22 protein-coding genes are annotated in these 21,318 nt (G+C 32.2%); 12 read left to right on the top strand and 10 right to left on the bottom strand.

Going from position 1 to position 21,318, the window contains the following annotated elements:
- Positions 1-18 precede the first annotated feature (18 nt).
- From B2741_RS11135 to ftsY, 5 genes are all read left to right on the top strand, one after another.
- Positions 19-1,266 (top strand): CinA family nicotinamide mononucleotide deamidase-related protein, encoded by a 1,248-nt coding sequence (locus B2741_RS11135; RefSeq protein WP_291138846.1) that lies wholly within the window; start codon positions 19-21, stop codon positions 1,264-1,266.
- A gap of 79 nt (positions 1,267-1,345) precedes the next feature.
- Positions 1,346-1,588 carry a 50S ribosomal protein L28 gene (rpmB, locus tag B2741_RS11130; protein WP_008253904.1) on the top strand — a complete coding sequence of 81 codons (243 nt, stop codon included), beginning with the start codon at positions 1,346-1,348 and terminating at the stop codon, positions 1,586-1,588.
- A 21-nt stretch (positions 1,589-1,609) separates the two neighbouring features.
- Positions 1,610-1,792, top strand: a complete 183-nt coding sequence (gene rpmG, locus B2741_RS11125) for a 50S ribosomal protein L33 (protein WP_008253902.1) — start codon at positions 1,610-1,612, stop codon at positions 1,790-1,792.
- A gap of 8 nt (positions 1,793-1,800) precedes the next feature.
- The gene (locus tag B2741_RS11120) at positions 1,801-1,953 is read left to right on the top strand and encodes a DUF4295 domain-containing protein (RefSeq protein ID WP_113988621.1); all 153 of its coding nucleotides are present in this window, start codon (positions 1,801-1,803) and stop codon (positions 1,951-1,953) included.
- 126 nt (positions 1,954-2,079) lie between these two features.
- Entirely contained in the window at positions 2,080-3,060 is a 981-nt protein-coding gene (gene ftsY / locus B2741_RS11115) for a signal recognition particle-docking protein FtsY (protein ID WP_291138844.1), read from the top strand.
- A 205-nt stretch (positions 3,061-3,265) separates the two neighbouring features.
- Here ftsY and B2741_RS11110 read toward each other — a convergent pair whose 3' ends face one another.
- Positions 3,266-4,330 carry a serine hydrolase domain-containing protein gene (locus B2741_RS11110; protein ID WP_291138842.1) on the bottom strand — a complete coding sequence of 355 codons (1,065 nt, stop codon included), beginning with the start codon at positions 4,328-4,330 and terminating at the stop codon, positions 3,266-3,268.
- 108 nt (positions 4,331-4,438) lie between these two features.
- Here B2741_RS11110 and B2741_RS11105 point away from each other — a divergent pair, with 108 nt between their 5' ends.
- Both B2741_RS11105 and B2741_RS11100 read left to right on the top strand, forming a co-directional pair.
- The gene (locus B2741_RS11105; RefSeq protein ID WP_291138840.1) at positions 4,439-4,855 is read left to right on the top strand and encodes a lipocalin family protein; all 417 of its coding nucleotides are present in this window, start codon (positions 4,439-4,441) and stop codon (positions 4,853-4,855) included.
- A gap of 1 nt (position 4,856) precedes the next feature.
- Positions 4,857-5,153, top strand: coding sequence for a DUF721 domain-containing protein (locus tag B2741_RS11100; RefSeq protein WP_291138838.1), 297 nt, complete (start codon positions 4,857-4,859; stop codon positions 5,151-5,153).
- 54 nt (positions 5,154-5,207) lie between these two features.
- Here B2741_RS11100 and B2741_RS11095 read toward each other — a convergent pair whose 3' ends face one another.
- The 3 genes from B2741_RS11095 to bshC all read right to left on the bottom strand — a co-directional run bounded on the left by B2741_RS11095 (position 5,208) and on the right by bshC (position 8,259).
- The gene (locus B2741_RS11095; RefSeq protein ID WP_133607821.1) at positions 5,208-5,627 is read right to left on the bottom strand and encodes a nucleoside-diphosphate kinase; all 420 of its coding nucleotides are present in this window, start codon (positions 5,625-5,627) and stop codon (positions 5,208-5,210) included.
- A gap of 57 nt (positions 5,628-5,684) precedes the next feature.
- Complete coding sequence (locus tag B2741_RS11090; protein WP_291138836.1) at positions 5,685-6,512, bottom strand: formylglycine-generating enzyme family protein; 828 nt, start codon at positions 6,510-6,512, stop codon at positions 5,685-5,687.
- Positions 6,513-6,663: 151 nt separating this feature from the next.
- A complete protein-coding gene (gene bshC / locus B2741_RS11085) occupies positions 6,664-8,259 on the bottom strand; it encodes a bacillithiol biosynthesis cysteine-adding enzyme BshC (protein ID WP_291138834.1) in 1,596 nt (531 codons plus the stop codon).
- Positions 8,260-8,368: 109 nt separating this feature from the next.
- Here bshC and B2741_RS11080 point away from each other — a divergent pair, with 109 nt between their 5' ends.
- The 5 genes from B2741_RS11080 (at position 8,369) to B2741_RS11060 (ending at position 16,402) form a co-directional block, all read left to right on the top strand.
- Entirely contained in the window at positions 8,369-10,558 is a 2,190-nt protein-coding gene (locus B2741_RS11080) for a B12-binding domain-containing radical SAM protein (RefSeq protein WP_291138832.1), read from the top strand.
- A gap of 89 nt (positions 10,559-10,647) precedes the next feature.
- Complete coding sequence (locus tag B2741_RS11075; RefSeq protein WP_291138830.1) at positions 10,648-12,756, top strand: response regulator; 2,109 nt, start codon at positions 10,648-10,650, stop codon at positions 12,754-12,756.
- Between the two features lie 87 nt (positions 12,757-12,843).
- Positions 12,844-13,329, top strand: a complete 486-nt coding sequence (locus tag B2741_RS11070) for a biotin/lipoyl-containing protein (RefSeq protein WP_291138828.1) — start codon at positions 12,844-12,846, stop codon at positions 13,327-13,329.
- Between the two features lie 10 nt (positions 13,330-13,339).
- Positions 13,340-14,779, top strand: a complete 1,440-nt coding sequence (locus B2741_RS11065) for an acetyl-CoA carboxylase biotin carboxylase subunit (protein ID WP_291138904.1) — start codon at positions 13,340-13,342, stop codon at positions 14,777-14,779.
- 81 nt (positions 14,780-14,860) lie between these two features.
- Positions 14,861-16,402 carry an acyl-CoA carboxylase subunit beta gene (locus B2741_RS11060; protein WP_291138826.1) on the top strand — a complete coding sequence of 514 codons (1,542 nt, stop codon included), beginning with the start codon at positions 14,861-14,863 and terminating at the stop codon, positions 16,400-16,402.
- 28 nt (positions 16,403-16,430) lie between these two features.
- On the opposite strand, the gene B2741_RS11055 is transcribed toward B2741_RS11060, so the two are convergent.
- The 6 genes from B2741_RS11055 to B2741_RS11030 all read right to left on the bottom strand — a co-directional run bounded on the left by B2741_RS11055 (position 16,431) and on the right by B2741_RS11030 (position 21,236).
- On the bottom strand, positions 16,431-16,757 hold the full coding sequence (locus B2741_RS11055) for a DUF6787 family protein (RefSeq protein WP_291138824.1): 327 nt from the start codon (positions 16,755-16,757) through the stop codon (positions 16,431-16,433).
- A 3-nt stretch (positions 16,758-16,760) separates the two neighbouring features.
- Positions 16,761-17,192 (bottom strand): DUF6146 family protein, encoded by a 432-nt coding sequence (locus tag B2741_RS11050; protein WP_291138823.1) that lies wholly within the window; start codon positions 17,190-17,192, stop codon positions 16,761-16,763.
- A gap of 78 nt (positions 17,193-17,270) precedes the next feature.
- On the bottom strand, positions 17,271-17,825 hold the full coding sequence (locus B2741_RS11045) for a DUF937 domain-containing protein (RefSeq protein WP_291138821.1): 555 nt from the start codon (positions 17,823-17,825) through the stop codon (positions 17,271-17,273).
- A 38-nt stretch (positions 17,826-17,863) separates the two neighbouring features.
- A complete protein-coding gene (locus B2741_RS11040; RefSeq protein ID WP_291138819.1) occupies positions 17,864-18,820 on the bottom strand; it encodes a D-2-hydroxyacid dehydrogenase in 957 nt (318 codons plus the stop codon).
- Positions 18,821-18,873: 53 nt separating this feature from the next.
- Positions 18,874-19,944: a 3-phosphoserine/phosphohydroxythreonine transaminase gene (gene serC, locus B2741_RS11035; RefSeq protein ID WP_291138817.1), complete on the bottom strand. Its 1,071-nt coding sequence runs from the start codon at positions 19,942-19,944 to the stop codon at positions 18,874-18,876.
- A gap of 233 nt (positions 19,945-20,177) precedes the next feature.
- Positions 20,178-21,236 (bottom strand): acyl-CoA reductase, encoded by a 1,059-nt coding sequence (locus tag B2741_RS11030; RefSeq protein WP_291138815.1) that lies wholly within the window; start codon positions 21,234-21,236, stop codon positions 20,178-20,180.
- Positions 21,237-21,318 lie beyond the last annotated feature (82 nt).

The raw sequence follows: 21,318 nt of genomic DNA, 5'->3' as shown, positions 1-21,318 counted from the left end.
TCTATTAAAACATTCAAAATGAAAGCCGCTATTGTAACTATTGGTGATGAAATTCTTATTGGACAAATTGTTGATACAAATTCATCCTACATTGCCAAAGCTTTAGATAAAATTGGAATTGCATCACATGAAATGTTGTCTATTTCTGATGATAAACAACATATTTTAGACACGTTTAATTCGCTTCAAAATAAAGTCGATGTGGTTATTGTTACAGGTGGATTAGGTCCAACGAAAGACGACATTACCAAGAAAACTTTTTGCGATTATTTTGAAGATGCTTTAGTGGAAAACGAAGCAGTTTTGTTACATGTAAAATCGATAATTGAAGGTTTTTATAAGCGTCCAATTACGCAAATTAATAGAGAACAAGCATTAGTTCCAACAAAAGCAAAAGTACTTTTTAATCAAGCAGGAACAGCGCCAGGAATGTGGATGGAGAAAGAGAATACAGTTTTTATTTCTTTACCGGGTGTTCCTTACGAAATGAAGTATTTGGTTGATAACGAAGTAATTCCAAATTTGGTTCAAAAATTTGAACGTCCTTATATTGTTCATCAAACGATTATGACTTATGGTCGTGGCGAGAGCATGATTGCTGAACAAATTGAAGAATGGGAAGATAACTTACCTGATTTTATCAAATTAGCATATTTGCCAAGTCCTGGAAAAGTTCGCTTGAGATTAACCGCTAGAGGAACGAATGAAGAATTGCTGAAAAATGAAATAAAACAGCAAGTTGAAAAGCTCGATTTGTTGATTCATGATATAATTGTAGGGTACAATGAAGATGAACCTATTGAAGTAGTTTTAGGAAGGTTATTGACTGAAAAAAAGATAACAATTTCAACAGCGGAAAGTTGTACGGGCGGAAAAATAGCCGCAACTTTGTCTTCTGTTTCTGGGGCATCAAATTATTTTAAGGGAAGTGTTGTAAGTTATGCTACTCAGACTAAAATAAATGTGTTAGGGATTGCTAATGAGGTTATTGCTAAATATGGAGTTGTAAGCGCAGAAGTTGCTGTTGAAATGGCAAAATCATCGCAAAAAATAATGACTTCTGATTATGCAATAGCAACCACAGGAAATGCTGGTCCAACAAAAGGAGATGAAGTGGCAGAATTAGGAACGGTTTTCATTGCTGTTGCTACTCCAAATGGGGTTTTTGTTGAAGAATTTAATTTTGGTCAACCTCGCGAAAAGGTTATTGATAGGGCGGTTAGTAAAGCATTAGAATTAATTTATAAAGAAATTTTAAAAAAATAATAAAAGATAGTTGTGTATATGAAATCGATTTTGTTTCTTTGCACCCTGATTTTAGATAACGAAATAAAGCTGAATAATAATGTCAAGAGTTTGTGAACTTACAGGTAAAAGAGCAATGGTAGGGAACAATGTTTCTCACGCTATGAATAAAACAAAGAGAAAATTCTCTGTTAATTTAGTAAAAAAACGTTTTTACATTCCTGAAGAAGATAGATGGGTAACGTTGAAAATTTCAACTGCTGCATTAAAAACTATTAATAAAAATGGAATTGCTGCTGTATTGAAAAATGCAAAAGCAAACGGATTTGTAAAATCTGTATAATCCGCAATAATATATATCAAAATGGCAAAGAAAGGTAATAGAATCCAAGTTATTTTAGAATGTACAGAGCACAAAACTTCTGGAGTTCCAGGAACGTCTCGTTACATTACTACGAAAAACAAAAAAAATACTCCAGATAGATTAGAGATTAAAAAATTTAATCCAATCTTAAAAAGAGTAACTGTACATAAAGAAATTAAATAAGATAAGTCATGGCAAAGAAAACCGTAGCAACTTTACAAACAGCTTCTAAAAGATTAACCAAAGCTATTAAAATGGTTAAATCTCCAAAAACTGGCGCTTACACATTCGTTGAATCTGTGATGGCTCCTGAATTAGTTGATGAATTCTTGAAAAAGAAATAATTCATAAAACAATTATATAGATAAGCTACTTTCGTTTGAAAGTAGCTTTTTTATTTTTACATTTGTCAGATAATTGATTTTGTAGTAAATACAAAATCAGTTAAAACTTAACCCCTTATTTTTAGTATGAGTTTTTTTAAAAAAATATTCTCTTCGGAAAAGAAAGAGCCCGTATTAAACGAGCAAGAGAAGCAAACTTTAGATAAAGGTTTAGAGAAATCGAAAACATCGTTTTTTTCTAAGCTTACTAAAGCTGTTGCTGGGAAATCCAAAGTGGATGCCGAAGTATTGGATAATTTAGAAGAAATTTTAGTTTCTTCAGATGTTGGTGTTAATACTACATTAAAGATTATAGAGCGTATTGAAGAGCGTGTTTCAAAAGATAAGTATTTGGGAACTGACGAATTAAACGGTATTCTTCGTGAAGAAATTGCAGGTTTATTATCGGAAACTAATTCAGGTGAAGCCACTCAGTTTGAAATTCCAGCAAACATAAAGCCTTATGTTATTATGGTGGTTGGTGTTAATGGTGTTGGTAAAACAACTACTATTGGTAAATTAGCATACCAGTTTAAAAAAGCGGGTTATAATGTAGTTCTTGGTGCGGCAGACACCTTCAGAGCAGCTGCTATTGATCAATTGCAAATTTGGGCAGATAGAGTAGGTGTGCCAATCGTAAAACAACAAATGGGAAGTGATCCTGCTTCAGTTGCATTCGACACATTACAAAGTGCCGTGGCACAAAATGCCGATGTTGTAATAATTGATACGGCTGGTCGTTTACATAATAAAGTTGGTTTAATGAACGAACTTTCTAAAGTGAAAAAAGTAATGCAAAAAGTTGTGGAAAATACGCCAAATGATGTACTTTTGGTTTTAGATGGTTCTACAGGTCAAAATGCTTTTGAACAAGCCAAACAATTTACAGCAGCAACAGAAGTTTCTTGCTTAGCGGTTACAAAATTAGATGGAACAGCAAAAGGAGGAGTTGTTATTGGAATTTCTGATCAATTTCAAATACCAGTAAAATATATAGGAGTAGGAGAAGGAATTGAAGATTTGCAAGTATTTAATAAATACGAATTTGTAGATTCATTTTTTAAATAAGAAATAGAAAAGTAATGGAACTTTTAAAATACAGAACCGTACAGTTATTTTTAGCAGCTGTAATTATGGCTTTAGTTGCCATCCCATTTAGCGATTATGATTTTATATTTCTTACATTAAGATTGGCTTCCTTTGCCATATTTATGTACTTGCTGATTAAGTTTACAAGCGGTAAGAAGAAAACAAAAAAATAAAATAAGTGCTGTTAGTTGATAACAGCACTTATTTTTTCCCATAAAGTCTCGTCAAAATCTGAAAGCGCAAAATTACTACCATCTGCTGCGTCTCCCATTCTTATAATAACTAGTTTTCTACTAGGAATTACATAAATTTTTTGATCATTTTTACCTAAAGCGCAATACATATCACTAGGAGCAGATGGAATAAGAGTTCCGTTGAATTGAAATTGGCTTTGTGGCATGTGATAGCTTGATTTTCCATTTAGCCACCATAAATACCCATAGGCTAAATTAATATTTTGAGAAGTTGTTGTAGCATTTTGCATATAGATTTGTGGAACAATCTGATTGTTTTCCCATTTTCCTCTATTTAGCGCTAATAAACCAAATTTGGCCATATTTCTCGTTGTACTCCAATATACACTCAAGCCTCCACTTTGAATCCAAACACCACCAGTCATGCCTATTTTATCTCTTAATTTAGTATTAAAATAGTTTGACCAAGTTTGTCCAGTAGATGTAGCTACTACATCTTGTAATTTGACATATACGTTATGGTATGCCCAACGTGTTCCAGCATCAGCTACGTATTGTAAATTAGCAGGAGAAACATCATCACCTAAGGCATCATTTAAACCCGATGACATCGTTAAAAGATGTTTGTTGGTAATTAGATTTTCTTTAGCAAGCGGAGCACTTGTCCAACCTGTACCAAGATAATCCGAAACTTTATTATTAATATTTAAATAGCCTTCTTGTTCAGCTATTCCAGTAACGGTTGCGGTTAATGTTTTTCCTGCACTTGCCCAGTACCAAGTGTCAGTAGCGCTGTGACCATTAAAATAGTTTTCCATTACAATTTTTCCATTATGAAGAATAATAAAACCTTTAGTGTTTTTTAATTCTAAATAATCCAACAAAGGTTGTACTTGTGTTTCATCCCATCCAAGTGATGCTGCTGTTTTGGTTTCCCATGTTGAAGAACCAATTGGAGGAAAGTACATAGCTTCTTCGTTAGATGAATTTCCATCATCTGAATTGCAACTCCATAATGAAGTAATCATGATAAAAAGTAGTGATATTTTTTTCATAGCTAAATTAATTTTAGGACTTATACAAGTTAGACAATAAAAATACAGAATAGTTTAATTCAAATGATTTTTAATTGTAATTTTATGGTCTAATTTGGTAAATATAGTATGAAGAAAATTCTTTTTTTAATTGTTTTAGGCTCAGTTCTTTCGTGTAAACAGAAGATTACGGATGCTGATATTTCGAATTTAAATGGCTATTGGGAAATTGAAAAAGTAGAACTTCCAGATGGTGATGAGAAAGAATATAAAGTAAATGAAACTATCGATTTTTTTAAAATAGAAGGCAATAAAGGTTTTAGAAAAAAAGTGATGCCTCAATTAGATGGAACTTATTTAACTAATGATATTCAGGAAGATGTTGTTGTAGTTTTGAAAGATGGAGATGCTGCCATTCAGTATAAAACTACTTATGCTAGTTGGAACGAAGAAATTATTGAGTTGACAAAAGATAAATTAGTTGTTAAGAACGAACAAGATTTAGAATATCATTATAAAAGACCAGTAAAATTTTCAGTAAAGTAAAATGGCAAAACGATTTAATGAAGAAAGTCCGATAGGAGATGTGTTGAAACAATTTATTTCTCAAAATAAGTTGGAAGCTGGTATGGATGTTGTAAACGTTCGTGATGCCTGGAAAAATTTAATGGGAAATGGTGTGAATAATTATACAACGGAAATTCAATTAAAAGGTTCTACTCTTTATGTAGCTTTATCTTCAGCTGTTTTACGAGAGGAATTAAGTTACGGAAAAGACAAAATCATAAAAATGATAAATGAAGAACTAAGGAAAGAATTAGTAATGAATTTAATTCTACGATGAAAAAAATCCCGATTCATTGAATCGGGATTTTTTTTATATGATTAATTCTAAAAATTAGAATTGCTCTCTTCCTGAAAAATGGAAAGCACCTTCAATAGCTGCATTTTCATCAGAATCAGATCCGTGAACTGCATTTTCTCCAATTGAAGTAGCATATTTTTTACGGATTGTTCCTTCAGCTGCATCAGCAGGATTAGTAGCTCCAATTAAAGTTCTGAAGTCTTCCACTGCGTTATCTTTTTCTAAGATAGCAGCTACAATTGGACCTCTTGTCATAAATTCAACTAGTTCACCAAAAAATGGTCTTGCGGCGTGAACAGCATAAAACGCTTGTGCATCAGCAATAGTTAATTGAGTTAATTTCAAAGAAACAATTTTGAAACCACCTTCTGTAATCATGTTTAAGATTCCACCAATATGTCCGTTTTCTACAGCATCTGGTTTAATCATTGTAAAAGTTCTGTTTGTTGCCATTTTTTAAATTTTTTGCAAAGGTACCATTTTAATTAGGTTTTGCAATATTGTTTTTTATTATTTTATAATTGTTCTAGCTACTCTAAAACCGTAAAACTCATGTGTTTTATTTGGTTCTGTAGAAATTCGGTTTGCTGGTCTAACATAATTTGGTTGGCTATCCCAAGAACCACCTCTTACGGTTCTTCTGTCTCCCATTTCTGGTCCTTTAGGGTTGTCTCCTTTTTCTTGTTTGTAGAAATCTTTATTGTACCAATCCCAGCACCATTCCCATACGTTTCCACTCATGTCATATAGACCTAATTCATTTGGTAGTTTTGTTCCAATTGTGTGAGGAGTTCCTTTACTGTTTCCTTTGTGCCAAGCAATTTGATCTAAAGTGTTGCTTCCGCTAAATTTAAATCCTTTCGAAAGAGAACCTCCTTTTGCAGCAAATTCCCATTCTGCTTCTGTTGGTAATCTATATCCATTTGCTTTAAAGTTGCAAACAAAGTTTGGTCCTTTTTTAGAATAAACTGGTTGAAGTTTTTCTATCTTGCTTAACCAATTGCAGTAAGCAATCGCTTCGTTCCAAGTTATTCCATTAATAGGGTAATTATCTTGCCATCCCCAAGTTGGTTTAACAGGCATTTTCATTTTATTAGCTTTGATAAATTGTTTCCATTCCCAAACGGTCACTTCAAATTTGCTAATTTCAAATGTATTAAGATTAACACTATGCTCTTTTTGTTCATCAACATCAGCTAATCCATCAGAATCTTTTGAACCCATTTTAAAAGTTCCACCTTGAATTTTGATTAAATCGGTGTCAATAAGACTATTTTTAAATGCAAATAATGATATAAGGGTAATTAATAAAATAGAATAAAATGTAATTTTTTTCATAAGATTTGTTATTAATTTAGGTGTGCAAATATAATATTTTTTTAACATTAAAAAGGTAAATTGTTATAAAATTGAATTTTTGCCTTAATTTAATGTTAAAAAATTAAATATATTGTTTTTTATCGAATAAAAGTGTTTTTAGTCGATATTTTTAAATAATAACAATGTTGAAATTTTGTTTTAAAGGTTGTAAATGAGACTTTAAAAGTGAGAAATAAGCTTCAAATTCATTTGCTTCGTCATAGAAATCTGAAAAATTTGATTTTCTTTCTTGTAAAGTTTGATTTGGAAATAATTCGTTTTGAAGTAAAATAATTCGGTCTAGTTTTTCTTTATAAATTCTTTTCTCAGCTTTGAGTAATTTTTTTTCTAACGTATCAAGTCCTTTTAATTGCTTCACTTCTTGTGCTTTTACAGCTCCTAAAAATGACTTATCAGTTTTATTTGCAATTTCATATAAAACTTTAAATTGATTTTTTAGAAATTCTTTTTGTTCGCTGAAATCAATCGTAAATTCTGATATTGCTTTAGTTTTCTCGTTGATTAACATTTGCTGGTTTTGGAATACATCTGCCCAATTCAGATTCAATCTTTCCATTTTTTCAACCTGTTTTTTTGTAGCAACTAATACAGAGTTTCTAAGCAACAAAATTGGAAAAGTAATAGTGTTTGCTTCAAAATTTGATTTTAATTCTAACCAGTACGCTAATTCACCTCCACCGCCGATATAGCAAAGGTTTGGTAAAATAACCTCTTGGTACAAGGGTCGTAAAATCACATTTGGACTAAAATTTTCGGGATTTTTTTCTAATTCTGTTAGAATTTCACTTTCTGAAAATGATAGGAGTGTATTGTTGATTTTGAAATTTCCTTTTTCAAAGATGATGCGTTCTCTTAAGTCATCTTGTATGTAGAATAAATTTATTTCTCTCGGATTCACCTGAACATTATATTCTTTTAGTAACGGAAGCGTTTCATTTACTCTTTTAAATGAAGTTTGATGTAATAATTCATTTTTAGCGAAAGGAATAAATAGTTTTTTTAGTTCAGAATCGTCTCCGTCAAGGATAACTAAACCTTCGTTTTTAAATAATTCATTTGCTAAGTAACGCGTAGCATCAGCTAAATTGTCGTGTTCTAAATATGATTTTTTAAATAATTCACGAAGATATTTCGCATTATTTCCTAAGCCTAATTCGTTTGAAAATTGCTCATATACTTCATCTAATCCAGAAGTGTTTAATCTTCCAACAGGACCTTTACTCTCTTTTTTCCATTGAATTTTCTTGCCTTTGAAATTGAAATAATTAATTTCATCAAAATCATGATCTTCAGTTGCCATCCAATAAACAGGTACAAAATTGTTTTCTGGATAAGCATTCTTTAATTCTTTAGTTAAATTAATAACTGAAATGATTTTATAGAGAAAGAATAATGGACCAGTAAATAAATTTAGCTGATGACCTGTTGTAATAGTATAAGTATTTGGTTTCTTTAAGAGTTCAATATTTTTAGAAGTTGCTTCAGAAATTTCAAACTTTTGATATTGATTTGCTATAGCTTTAGATAAAATCTCTCGATTCTCTATTGGGAAATTTTTGCTTTTTTCCTCAATTTGAAGTCTAAAGTTTTCTAAAGTTGGAAATCGATTGTATAACGACTTTAATTCAGCCTTTTGGTCTAAATAATCTACGATTAGTTTTGAAAAATATTCCGAATTTTGATACGTAATACAGTCGTTTGGCATTTTAGCAATTATTTTTCTGCTAAAATACTAAAAATTTATATTTCTAAATTGCCTTTAACAAGCTCTTAGGATTTCATAAAAAGCCTTATTTTTGCTTAAAATATTTACTTTGAAAAACATCCTCTTAATCACACCACCCTTCACCCAACTGAATACACCGTATCCAGCAACGGCTTATATCAAAGGTTTTCTAAATACAAAAGATATTACGGCTTACCAAATGGATTTAGGTATCGAAGTGATTTTAGAATTGTTTTCAAAAGAAGGTTTGGAAAATTTGTTTCAAGTTTCAGGTTTCAAGTTTCAAGAATTTGGATCGAATTCACAACGAATATTCGCTTTAAAAGATGATTACATCAAAACCATTGATTCCGTAATCGCTTTTCTTCAAGGAAAAAATCCGTCGTTAGCGCGTCAAATTTGTTCAGGAAATTTTCTGCCTGAAGCTTCTCGTTTTGAGCAATTAGATGACATGGAATTTGCATTTGGTTCAATGGGAATGCAAGACAAAGCCAAGCATTTAGCGACTTTATATTTAGAAGATTTATCCGATTTCATCGTAGAATGTATAGATGAAAATTTCGGATTTAGTCGCTATGCAGAACGTTTAGGAAGAAGCGCGAATTCGTTCGATGAGTTATATAATCATTTACAAAATGAATTAACTTTCATAGATGAAATCACAATCAAAATTCTGAAACAGAGAATTGAAGAAGTGCAACCAAGATTGGTTTTAATTTCCGTTCCTTTTCCTGGTAATTTATACAGCGCTTTCCGATGTGCCCAGTTTTTAAAAACTAATTATCCCAATATAAAATTATCAATGGGAGGTGGTTTTCCAAACACTGAACTTCGCGAATTAAAAGATAAAAGAGTTTTTGAATTCTTCGATTTTATTACGTTGGATGATGGTGAACTTCCAGTTGAATTGTTATATGATTTTGTCACATCGAGTCAAGTCGAGAAGCCTTTAAAAAGAACATTTTTATTAGAAAACAACCAAGTCGTTTATAAAAACAACACTACACGTCACGATTACAAACAAGCAGAAGTTGGTACTCCAGATTATTCTGATTTGTTTTTAGATAAATACATTTCGGTCATAGAAATTGCAAATCCTATGCACAGTTTATGGAGCGATGGTCGTTGGAATAAACTCACTATGGCTCACGGTTGTTATTGGGGAAAATGTACGTTTTGCGATATTTCTCTCGATTATATTAAGTTATACGAACCCATTGCAGCCAAAATTTTGGTGGACCGAATGGAAGAATTAATCGCTCAAACAGGCGAAAACGGATTCCATTTTGTAGATGAAGCAGCGCCGCCAGCTTTAATGCGAGAAGTAGCTTTAGAAATTATCAAACGCAAATTAGTAGTCACTTGGTGGACCAACATTCGTTTTGAAAAAAGTTTTACAGCTGATTTATGTTTGTTATTGAAAGAATCGGGATGTATTGCGGTTTCTGGTGGATTAGAAGTGGCTTCGGACCGACTTTTAGAATTAATCAAAAAAGGAGTAACCGTTGAACAAGTAGCACAAGTTACCCGAAATTTCACCGAATCGGGAATAATGGTTCACGCCTATTTGATGTATGGTTATCCAACGCAAACCATTCAGGAAACGGTCGATAGTTTGGAAATGGTGCGTCAGTTGTTTGAACTAGGCGTTTTGCAAAGTGGATTTTGGCATCAATTTGCTATGACAGCGCATTCGCCTGTGGGAATGTTTCCAGAAGAATTCGGAGTAATTCCAGAACAGAACGAAATCACTTTTGCTAATAACGACATCAATTTCAAAGATAAAACCGGAATCAATCACGATAAATTTAGCTTCGGATTAAAGAAATCGTTGTTCAATTATATGCACGGAATCTGTTTTGATTATGATTTGCAAGATTGGTTTGATTTCAAGATTCCAAAAACAAAAATTCCTTCGGATTTTATTTATAATTGTCTTGAAAAAGAACAAAATTTTTCAACTAAGCCTAATGCTAAAATTGTTTGGATAGGAGGAAAACCTCAAACTGAAATCTTCACAAAAGCTAAAAAAGGAAATTCATGGGAAATGATGAAATTAACGTTTCACAATAAAACTCAAACCTATGATATTTCTGTAAATGCAGCTGAAGGAAAGTGGTTGGTTGCAACCTTAGATAAAATTTCGGTTTATGCTGAAAACAAAATGACTTTTTCGCAATTAAAATCAGATTTTGAACAACAATTTGATGATTTCGAATTGTTTTGGTACAGTAAACCAATTCAAATTTTGAGAAACTCTTCTTTGTTGGTTTTGTAGTTTTTGTATTAAAAAAAAGATTATTTTGTCGGTATTATTTGACTTTTATTGAAAAAAAATCATAAATTTAACATCTAATAAATGTTGGTATGAAGTTTTTTTTCTCAAAAAATGTTGATTCTACCTATGCAAAAGTGATAAGCTTGCTTTCTCTTATGTCTTTTGGACTATTAGTTTTAGTAGGTTCTCTCTATTATTACATGAAAGTTCAAGAAAAGAACATTTATGATTCAAGTAATAAAATTTACAAAAACGAAATCAATTCACTATTAAAATTAAACTCTGAAAATTTCACTTCTTTAGCTGCAGATGTTACTTATTGGGATGAATTTGTTGATTTTATGAAGACAAATGATCTGAAATGGTTCAATACTTCTATTGCGGTTATTTTGGATACTTATAAGGTAGAATACGTTTGTGTTTATGATACAAATGGAGATTTTATAACGAAAGTTTCAACACCAAAAATTAAAACACTAGAGTTTATTCCTCAAGAAGCCATTACAAAATTATTGAAAAAAAAATCAGACAAGTTTTATTTAAAAATTCCAGAGGGCGTTATTGAAGTTTACGGTGCTACAATTCATCCATCAGATGATCCTTATAAAAACAAAACAAAACCATCGGGTTGTTTCTTCATGGTGCGATTATTGGATAATGAGTATTTTGCCAACTTTGAAAAAATAAGTACATCAAATATTGAGTTTTATAAACCACCTATAGTAAATACAAAAGCTGTTTTTTTTACGATTCCTTTAAAAGATCATAAGAACAATACCATTCAGCAACTTCTATATAAAAGGGCTTACAATATAGATTTTTGGATTACAAAATTCATTTTAATTGTTATTACTATTGCTATTATTATTTCTTGGGCAATTTATTACTACTATGCTAATAAATGGTCCAGGCTACCATTAAGTTTTATAAAAAAGATTTTAAAAACGGGTGACCAAAATTCTATTCAGTCTTTAAAAAATATTAGAGGCGAATTTAGATACATCGGAAAATTATTTGAGGAAAATCAAATTAAAGCCAGAGAACTCGAAATTGCTAAGAATAAAGCTGAAGAAAGTGATAAATTAAAATCAGCATTTTTAATGAACTTATCACATGAAATCAGAACGCCTATGAATGCCATTTTGGGTTTTTCAGATTTGCTTATAAATTCAGATTTATCTAAAAATGATAGAGAAGAATACATCAAAGTTATTCAACAAAGTGGTAAAAATTTATTAGAAATAATTGACGATTTGGTTGAAATGTCTAAAATTGATTCTCAGTTAATTAAGCCTAATTTGCAGGTTTTTAATTTAGCCGAATTTGTTCAACAAATTTTTATGTCATACGAAAAATTATATAGTAACGAAAAAGTTGTTTTCAAATTAAACAAGCCTGAACATAAACTACACAAAAATATTATTTCTGATAAGGTAAAGTTAGGAGAAGTCATTACTAATTTACTCAATAACGCTTACAAATTTACCGAAGAAGGTTTCATTATTTTGGATTATTCTATTGATGAAAATACTAAAAAAATAACATTCAGTATCAAAGATTCAGGTATTGGAATTCCAATTCCATTTCAAGAAAATGTTTTTAAACGATTTAGTAAAATTAGTGCTAAAGGAATTTCTGCTAATGAAGGGCTTGGCTTAGGTTTAGCAATTTCAAAAGCATACGTGGAAATGTTAGAAGGTAAAATCGATTTTAATTCACAAGAAGGTGTTGGTTCTACATTTTATTTTTCTATTCCATTACACTTTTCAGATGATGCCGTTTTTGAAAATAATTTTGTTACTCAAAGTAAACTTCCATTAGATTTAGGAAAAGAAGAAATTATTTTAATTGCGGAAGATGATAATATCAATTTTTTACTGATTGAGAAAATTGTAAAAAGCTTTAATTTTAAAATCATTCGTGCAAAAGATGGTGTAGAAGCGGTTGAGTTATGCAAAACAAATTCAGAAATCGATTTGGTTTTAATGGATATAAAAATGCCAAATCTTAATGGTTACGAAGCTTTTACAGAAATCCGTAAGTTTAATGTAACCATCCCAATAATTGCCCAAACGTCTTATACTTTTGAAGATGAAATTAATAAAATTAAAGAGTTAGGTTTTACCGATTTTATTTCAAAACCAATTGAAAAGGAGAAATTATACGCTGTAATTAAATTATATATGAAAAGCGAATAACTATACTTATTTTCCAAATTTATGAGAATTATCAGTTTCGAAAACGTTTTCTTTTTGTAAGTTTACGTCGACTAAAAATAATCTCATATGAGCACAAATTATAAACTTTTAGTAAACAACACTGCTTCGTTTGAAGTTACGGAAAGTGACCTTCAAAAATTAGACGCTGTCAAAGTAGAAAATTCGAAGTTTCATGTACTAAAGGACAACAAACCTTACAAAGCTGAAATAATTTCGGCAGATTTTCTTTCCAAAAAATATACCGTTAAAGTTAACAACAATACTTACGAAGTAGCTATTTCTGATGCTTTAGATGAATTAATCAAAAGTATGGGAATTGAGCGCGGAAAAACAAAAGTGGTGAACGCTATTAAAGCTCCAATGCCAGGTTTGATTTTAGAAATCAACGTTTCGGTTGGACAAGAAGTTAAAGAAAACGATCCTTTATTGATTTTGGAAGCTATGAAAATGGAAAACTGTTTCCTTTCACCAAGAGACGGAGTTATCAAATCGATTGCTGTTGAAAAAGGAAACGCTGTAGATAAAGGACAATTGTTAATTGAATTCGAATAACATGAAAGAAATTAAAAAAATATTAGTTGCCAATCGTGGAGAAATTGCTATTAGAGTAATGAAAACCGCGAAAAAAATGGGAATCAAAACAGTAGCCGTTTACTCATCAGCCGATAGAAATGCTCTACATGTAAAATATGCTGATGAAGCGGTTTTAATTGGTGAGGCAGCATCAAGTCAATCGTATTTACGCGGAGATAAAATTATTGAAGTTTGTAAAGAGTTAGGTGTTGATGCGGTGCATCCAGGATACGGATTTTTAAGTGAAAATTCAACTTTCGCAGAAGCTTGTGAAAAAAATAATATCATTTTCATCGGACCAAAATCGAAAGCGATTGAAATGATGGGAAGTAAATTAGCAGCTAAAGAAGCGGTTAAACATTATAATATTCCAATGGTTCCTGGAACCGAAGATGCTATCACCGATATCGAAGCAGCAAAGAAAATTGCAACTGAAATTGGTTTTCCAATTTTGATTAAAGCTTCAGCTGGTGGTGGTGGAAAAGGAATGCGTGTGGTTGAAAAAGCAGAAGATTTCGTTTCTCAAATGGATAGAGCAATTTCAGAAGCTACTAATGCTTTTGGAGATGGTTCCGTTTTTATTGAAAAATATGTTACGAAACCACGTCACATCGAAATTCAAATAATGGCAGATAGTCATGGAAATATTGTATATGTTTTCGAAAGAGAATGTAGCATCCAACGTCGTCATCAAAAAGTAGTAGAAGAAGCGCCTTCAGCAATTTTGACTCCAGAAAAACGTAAAGAAATGGGTGAAGCGGCTGTAAAAGTTGCTAAAGCTTGCGATTATTTAGGAGCTGGAACAGTTGAGTTTTTAATGGACGCCGACCATAATTTCTATTTCTTAGAAATGAATACTCGTTTGCAAGTGGAACACCCTGTTTCAGAATTAATTTCAGGATTGGATTTAGTAGAATTGCAAATTCGTGTAGCGCGTGGCGAAGCGTTACCAATGAAACAAGAAGATTTACAAATCAAAGGTCACGCTATGGAACTTCGTGTGTATGCAGAAGATCCAATGAATGATTTCTTGCCAAATGTTGGTTTTTTAAGTACTTACAAATTGCCAGAAGGAGAAGGAATTCGTGTGGATAACGGAATCGAAGAAGGAATGGATGTGCCAATTTACTACGATCCAATGCTTTCAAAATTGATTACTTACGGAAATACTCGTGAAGAATCGATTGAATTGATGATTAAAGCAATTGATAACTATTTGGTTGAAGGAGTTGCAACAACATTACCATTCGGGAAATTTGTAATGGAGCATGAAGCGTTCCGTTCAGGAGATTTCGATACAGGATTTGTGAAAGCGTATTACGATGCTGAAAAACTAAAATCAAAATTAGATACTGAAGCTGAAATTGCCGCTATGATTGCGTTTCAACAATACGTTGAAGATCAAAAAGTGTTAAGATTGCCTAACTAAAGTATTAAGATTTAAGTATTAAGGAGTAAGACAAAATCTTAACTTGAAACTTGAAACCTTAAACTTGAAACAAAAAGTAAAATGGAAGATAAAATTAAAGTATTAAACGATAAAATAGCTTTAGCCAAATTAGGCGGAGGCGAAAAAAGAATAGCGTCGCATCATGCTAAAAAGAAATTAACAGCACGAGAACGTGTTGAATACCTTTTAGATGAAGGTTCTTTTGAAGAAATTGGTATGTTGGTTACACACCGTACAACCGATTTTGGAATGGAAAAAGAAGTTTATTACGGTGACGGAGTTGTTACAGGTTACGGAACTATCGATGGAAGATTAGTCTATGTTTTTGCACAAGATTTCACGGTTTTTGGAGGTTCGTTATCAGAAACCCATGCAGAAAAAATCTGTAAAGTAATGGATATGGCACTTCGCAGTGGTGCTCCAATGATTGGACTAAACGATTCAGGTGGTGCTCGTATTCAAGAAGGAGTTCGTTCTTTAGGTGGATATGCAGATATTTTCTACAGAAACGTTCAGGCGTCTGGAGTTATTCCTCAAATCTCAGCTATTATGGGACCATGTGCTGGTGGAGCCGTTTATTCTCCAGCTATGACCGATTTTACTATGATGGTTGAAGGCAATAGTTATATGTTCGTTACTGGACCAAACGTTGTAAAAACGGTTACTAATGAAGAAGTAACTTCTGAAGAATTAGGTGGAGCAGCAACTCATGCATCAAAATCAGGAGTTTGTCATATTACTTCACCAAACGGAATTGAATGTTTGGAAGATATTAAAAGATTATTGAGCTATGTGCCTCAAAATAATAGAGAAACAACTCCTAAATTACATTATGTAGTAGGTGATGAGGTTCGTGAAAAATTAGATACGCTTGTTCCTGATAGTGCTAACAAACCTTATGATATGCACGAAGTAATTGGTGGAATTATAGATGAAGATTCGTTCTTTGAAATCCATAAAGACTTTGCTGAAAATATTATTGTTGGTTTTGCTCGTTTAGGAGGAAGAAGTATCGGAATTGTTGCCAATCAGCCAATGGTTTTAGCAGGTTGTTTGGATGTAAATAGTTCGATTAAAGCAGCAAGATTTGTTCGTTTTTGCGATTGTTTCAATATCCCGTTATTAGTGTTAGAAGACGTACCAGGTTTTTTACCAGGAACAGATCAAGAATGGAACGGAATTATTACTCACGGAGCAAAATTATTATATGCATTCAGCGAAGCTACAGTGCCAAGAGTTACTGTTATTACACGTAAAGCGTATGGTGGTGCTTATGATGTAATGAATTCAAAACACATTGGAGCTGATATGAATTTTGCTTGGCCAAGTGCAGAAATTGCGGTAATGGGAGCAAAAGGAGCATCAGAAATTATCTTCAAAAAAGAAATTAGTGAAGCAGCTGATCCAGTAGCTAAATTAGCAGAAAAAGAAGCAGAATATGCCGAGTTATTTGCTAATCCATACACCGCAGCGCAACGTGGATTCATTGATGAGGTAATTTTGCCAAGAGATACTCGTAGAAAACTGATGAAAGCGTTTAGTATGCTAGAAAATAAAACAGTTGATTCACCAAAACGAAAACACGGAAATATTCCTTTATAATATGAAAGGCCGACTTTTAGTCGGTCTTTTATTTTTTTATTTTAGAATCAACATATTTGCCTATAAATCCTAATTTCATGCGGTCGAGCATTTTCTTTTCAAATTCCCAGAAGAAAGCGAACTGTCCAAATATAGCTCCAATGATAACTAACATTACTTGATAAACAGGGAAAATAATTAATAATCTAAAAGGCCAATACAACCAAAGTGATAAATTTTCTTTTGTAATTCCTAACGCAGAAGTTACAGGTTTAGATAAATAGGCTGCGGTTGAACCAGTAATAGCAAATACTATAAAAATAATTACTAATTGCCAATTTGAATTTACATTCCAACGTTCTTTTAGTTTGTTCATAAATTAAATTCTAGGTGTAAAACCACCTAATTTTTGATTGTTTGTTAGTTGAAAGTAGACCAAATAGTTGTATATCATATAATTTACTTCATAACCATAATTGGTAGTACTATCATAATTAATTGTCATTTCATATAAATTTGGATTGTATTGTAAAGGTAACATGGCTCTTCTGTTCCATTCTAATACCCAAATTCTATTTCTTGATTCTAAATAGGATTGAGAATAGTAATTTCTAGGTTTTGCATAACTGTTAAACCAGGACGGAAATCCGACATCAATAATAAGGACTTCATACTCAATCTCTTCATTTGATATACGAATTGTATCGCTTTCTAGTTTTGGTTTGTTATCAAAACTTTTATTGTCCTGAGAAGCTGTACAAGCTATCAGGATAAAAAATAAAGCAGTTAAAAGTAAAAAGATACGTTTCATAGCTCATGAATTTTGAAAGTATAAAGATAAAAAAAAGCACCGACATTGCCGATGCTTTTAACTTTTATATAAAAGATTTTACTTTCCAAATAATTTTCCTAAAAGACCACCTAATCCGCCTTTTTTTGTAACAGCTGCCATGGCATCACCCATATCAACTTTTCCGTCGTTATTTTGGTCTAAACCAAATTGACCGCCGTATTTAGTAACAGCATCCATTAATCCGCCACCTTGACCACCAGAAATAGCACTTACTAAGTCGTTCATATTAAATCCGGGTTGGTTAGGGTCTTTTGCTTTGTTAACTAATCCACCTAAAATTTGAGGAATCAATCCACCAGCAACGCTTCCAGCAGCATCAGATGATAAACCAAATTTTTCACCTAAATTACCAGTTACTTTTTCTGTTAATTGTTGTACTACTGGGTTGTTTCCATCAATTGGGGTTTTTCCACTTAACATTCCAGTTAAATCGCTAATGTTTCCACTAGCTACCATATCTTTTAAACCCGAAAGGATAGATCCTCCGGCTTCTTGCATTACAGCATCATTTTGTTCATTAGGCACTGCTGGATTGTTTACGACAGCTTCGCCACCAAATTGTTTTACTAATTCTGAGAGTTGATCAAACATAGGTTTTTAGTTTTTAGTTCAGTTAAAGATAATAAATTTTAGTTATTTTTTAATAAACTGATAATCTGCTCGGCAAGCTCTGTGCCAATTCTGTCTTGTGCTTCTTCTGTAGCAGCTCCAATGTGAGGAGTTAACGAAATTTTCGGATGCATTAAAATTTGGATTTCTGGTGTAGGTTCTTTTTCAAAAACATCTAAACCAGCAAACAATACTTTTCCTTCATCTAGAGCTTCAATCAATGCTACTTCGTTAATTACACCGCCACGAGCACAATTTACGATTCCTACATTTTCTTTCATTAATTGAAATTCTTCTTTGTCAATTACATAACCATCTTGAGCTGGAACGTGTAAAGTAATAAAATCAGAATGTTTAAAAATGTCTTCTAATGATTCGGTAACGATTTCAACATTGATGAATTGTCCGTTGTAGAAATCTACTCTGATAACCGCTTCGTTAACATATTTATCAGCAGCAATAACTTTCATTCCTAATCCTAAAGCCATTTTTGCTACTGCTTGTCCAATACGACCAAAACCAATAATTCCTAATGTTTTTCCGCGAAGTTCGATTCCGTTAGCATAGGCTTTTTTCAATCCGTCAAAATTGGTATCACCTTCTAGAGGCATATTTCTGTTGGAATCATGTAAAAAACGAACACCTGTAAACAAATGTGCAAAAACCAACTCAGCAACACTTTCAGAAGATGAAGCTGGCGTGTTGATTACATGTAAACCTTTTTCACGAGCATAAGCCACGTCAATATTGTCCATTCCAACACCACCACGACCAATGATTTTTAATCCTGGACAAGCATCAATAATATCTTTACGAACTTTTGTAGCACTACGAACCAAAATTACTTTTACATCATGTGTGTTGATATAGTTGGCAACTTGTTCTTGAGCTACTTTCGTAGTAATTACTTCAAAACCTCCTTTTTCTAAAGCTTTGATACCACTTTTTGAAATTCCGTCGTTTGCTAAAACTTTCATTTTATTTATTATTTTTATTATTATGCTAGTTACTAATTACTAGTCACTAATTACTAAATTTTATTTTCTAATTCTTGCATCACATCAACCAAAACTTGAACACTCTCTAATGGAAGCGCATTATACATAGACGCACGATAACCACCAACAGAACGGTGTCCAGGTAAACCTGAAATTCCAGCTGCTTTCCACATAGCATCAAATTTTTCCTGATGTGCATCATCATTCAATAAGAAAGTTACATTCATGTTGCTTCTGTCTTCTTTTACTGCTGCACCTTTGAATAATGGGTTTCTATCGATTTCAGTGTAAAGTAAATTTGCTTTTGCTTCGTTGATTTTTTCGATAGCAGCAATTCCACCTAAGTTTTTCAACCATTGTAACGTTAAAAGTGAAGCATAAATAGGGAATACTGGAGGCGTATTGTACATGCTTTCTTTGTCGATGTGTTGTTGGTAATCTAACATGTTAGGAATTGTTCTTCCAGTTTTTCCTAAGATTTCTTTTTTTACAACTACTAATGTTGCACCAGCTGGTCCCATGTTTTTTTGAGCTCCAGCATAGATTAAATCAAATTTTGAAAAATCTAAAACACGAGAAAAAATATCCGAACTCATATCACAAACTAAAGGGATATTAGTGTCTGGAAAAGATTTCATTTGGGTTCCAAAAATAGTATTGTTACTAGTGCAGTGAAAATAATCTGCATCAGATGGAATGGTATATCCTTTTGGAATATGATTGTAATTTTCTGGTTTTGATGAAGCTACAATTACGGTTTCTCCAAAATGTTTGGCTTCTTTAATAGCGCCACTTGCCCAAGTACCAGTATCTAAATAAGCGGCTTTTCCGTCAACTTTCATTAAGTTGTAAGGCACCATTAAAAATTCTAAACTGGCTCCACCTCCTAAAAATAATACTTCGTATCCTTTGCCTTCCAAGTTTAAAAGCTCTAAAACTAAAGCTCTAGCTTCTTCCATAACGGCTACGAAATCTTTACTGCGGTGTGAAATTTCTAAAATAGATAATCCTGAGTTGTTAAAATCTAAAATAGCTTGTGCTGATTTTTCGAATACTTCTTGTGGAAGTATACATGGACCTGCACTGTAGTTGTGTTTTTTCATTGTAGTTGTAGTTATTTATTTATAAGGTCAAATTTCGGAAATCTTAAATAAAAAATAGGACTAAATACTACAATAATTATGAGATGTTATTAACAAAAACGTTTTCGGAATCTTATTTCTTCTTTTTTAAAGTTTTTCGATTTGAATTCACTTTTGCTTCCAAATTAAAATTGGGTTCGTGTTTGTGTATTTCTTTCTCTTTTTGAATTTTGATAATTTTTGAAATTTTCATATTACAAATTATTTAAAAAAGCCAAAGTATCCACATTATCTGCATAATCCCAAAGGTTTGGTTGTTGCGTTTGTCCGAAAGCAACCGAATTTGGAATTAAGTTTTTTGAAACCACGCATTGAATTTGTTCTGCATCAGCATTCAATCGAGTTGTAATTTCTTCCAAGTTTTCATAAAATTCATAGAAAACTGATGAAATAGGCGAGGCATAACTAACATCTTCTTTAATCGTTAAAAACTCGTTATCCAATAATTGGAAATTACTCATCAAGAAAACCGCTTTGTTGTAATCGTAATTGTTCGCATATTTTTCATATTGAATCACATCACGATATTCGTACATCGCTTTAAAGAAATTATCAAAATTATACCCTTTTGGAACAAAAAGTTTGGAAACATTGCGACATCCTAAACCAAAATATCTAAAAATATCTTCGCCTAGACCCACTAAATCTTCAAAAGTTTCAGTTCCGTCTAAAACGGCAATTGAATTTCTGTTTTTACGAATGATACTCGGTTTGTCTTTGAAATAATATTCAAAATAGCGAGATGTATTGTTGCTTCCTGTAGCAATTACAGCATCAAAACCTTCTAATTTTCCTTCAACAAACGTTATTTTTGAGTTAAGTTCTGGTTGAATCGAAATTAAATATTTTGCTAAAAATTTTAATAAGTGTTGGTCATTAGATGAGGTTTTTACCAATACATTATGCCCCGAAATTAATACCGAAAGAAAATCATGAAAACCCACTAACGGAATATTTCCAGCTAAAATCAATCCTACTTTTTTGGTTTCAATTTTCGAGAAATCGTAGTTAGAAAGCCACTGATTTAGGTTGTCTTCGGTTAAGGCTTTCGCCCAAGATTGAACACTAAATTGTACTTGCTCAGGTGTAAACCAACCGTTGTGAGATTGAGAAAGTACAATCAAAGAGGCAAAGTCATCAAAGAACAAATCGTTTTGTAAAACCGATGCCGCTTTAACGTTTCCTTCTTCAGAAAATTGACGTAAGAAATTCCCTAATTCAACAAAACTCGATTTTATTTCAATTTGTAACATTTGTAACTTGTTTATATTTGGTTTACATTGTATTTTTGTAGCGCAAAATTAATCATTATATTAGAATATCAAGTTTTTCTGA

The sequence above is a fragment of the Flavobacterium sp. UBA7663 genome (genome assembly GCF_002483315.1).
Classification (GTDB): domain Bacteria; phylum Bacteroidota; class Bacteroidia; order Flavobacteriales; family Flavobacteriaceae; genus Flavobacterium.
Note: the sequence above shows the minus strand (reverse complement) of the source record. Positions and strands in the feature narration are given on the sequence as shown.

Excerpts from the sequence above, each read along its gene's own strand:
- B2741_RS11135 (WP_291138846.1), top strand. The coding sequence starts at position 19 with ATGAAAGCCGCTATTGTAACTATTGGTGATGAAATTCTTATTGGACAA.
- rpmB (WP_008253904.1), top strand. The coding sequence starts at position 1,346 with ATGTCAAGAGTTTGTGAACTTACAGGTAAAAGAGCAATGGTAGGGAAC.
- rpmG (WP_008253902.1), top strand. The coding sequence starts at position 1,610 with ATGGCAAAGAAAGGTAATAGAATCCAAGTTATTTTAGAATGTACAGAG.
- B2741_RS11120 (WP_113988621.1), top strand. The coding sequence starts at position 1,801 with ATGGCAAAGAAAACCGTAGCAACTTTACAAACAGCTTCTAAAAGATTA.
- ftsY (WP_291138844.1), top strand. The coding sequence starts at position 2,080 with ATGAGTTTTTTTAAAAAAATATTCTCTTCGGAAAAGAAAGAGCCCGTA.
- B2741_RS11110 (WP_291138842.1), bottom strand. The coding sequence starts at position 4,330 with ATGAAAAAAATATCACTACTTTTTATCATGATTACTTCATTATGGAGT.
- B2741_RS11105 (WP_291138840.1), top strand. The coding sequence starts at position 4,439 with ATGAAGAAAATTCTTTTTTTAATTGTTTTAGGCTCAGTTCTTTCGTGT.
- B2741_RS11100 (WP_291138838.1), top strand. The coding sequence starts at position 4,857 with ATGGCAAAACGATTTAATGAAGAAAGTCCGATAGGAGATGTGTTGAAA.
- B2741_RS11095 (WP_133607821.1), bottom strand. The coding sequence starts at position 5,627 with ATGGCAACAAACAGAACTTTTACAATGATTAAACCAGATGCTGTAGAA.
- B2741_RS11090 (WP_291138836.1), bottom strand. The coding sequence starts at position 6,512 with ATGAAAAAAATTACATTTTATTCTATTTTATTAATTACCCTTATATCA.
- bshC (WP_291138834.1), bottom strand. The coding sequence starts at position 8,259 with ATGCCAAACGACTGTATTACGTATCAAAATTCGGAATATTTTTCAAAA.
- B2741_RS11075 (WP_291138830.1), top strand. The coding sequence starts at position 10,648 with ATGAAGTTTTTTTTCTCAAAAAATGTTGATTCTACCTATGCAAAAGTG.
- B2741_RS11070 (WP_291138828.1), top strand. The coding sequence starts at position 12,844 with ATGAGCACAAATTATAAACTTTTAGTAAACAACACTGCTTCGTTTGAA.
- B2741_RS11060 (WP_291138826.1), top strand. The coding sequence starts at position 14,861 with ATGGAAGATAAAATTAAAGTATTAAACGATAAAATAGCTTTAGCCAAA.
- B2741_RS11055 (WP_291138824.1), bottom strand. The coding sequence starts at position 16,757 with ATGAACAAACTAAAAGAACGTTGGAATGTAAATTCAAATTGGCAATTA.
- B2741_RS11050 (WP_291138823.1), bottom strand. The coding sequence starts at position 17,192 with ATGAAACGTATCTTTTTACTTTTAACTGCTTTATTTTTTATCCTGATA.
- B2741_RS11045 (WP_291138821.1), bottom strand. The coding sequence starts at position 17,825 with ATGTTTGATCAACTCTCAGAATTAGTAAAACAATTTGGTGGCGAAGCT.
- B2741_RS11040 (WP_291138819.1), bottom strand. The coding sequence starts at position 18,820 with ATGAAAGTTTTAGCAAACGACGGAATTTCAAAAAGTGGTATCAAAGCT.
- serC (WP_291138817.1), bottom strand. The coding sequence starts at position 19,944 with ATGAAAAAACACAACTACAGTGCAGGTCCATGTATACTTCCACAAGAA.
- B2741_RS11030 (WP_291138815.1), bottom strand. The coding sequence starts at position 21,236 with ATGTTACAAATTGAAATAAAATCGAGTTTTGTTGAATTAGGGAATTTC.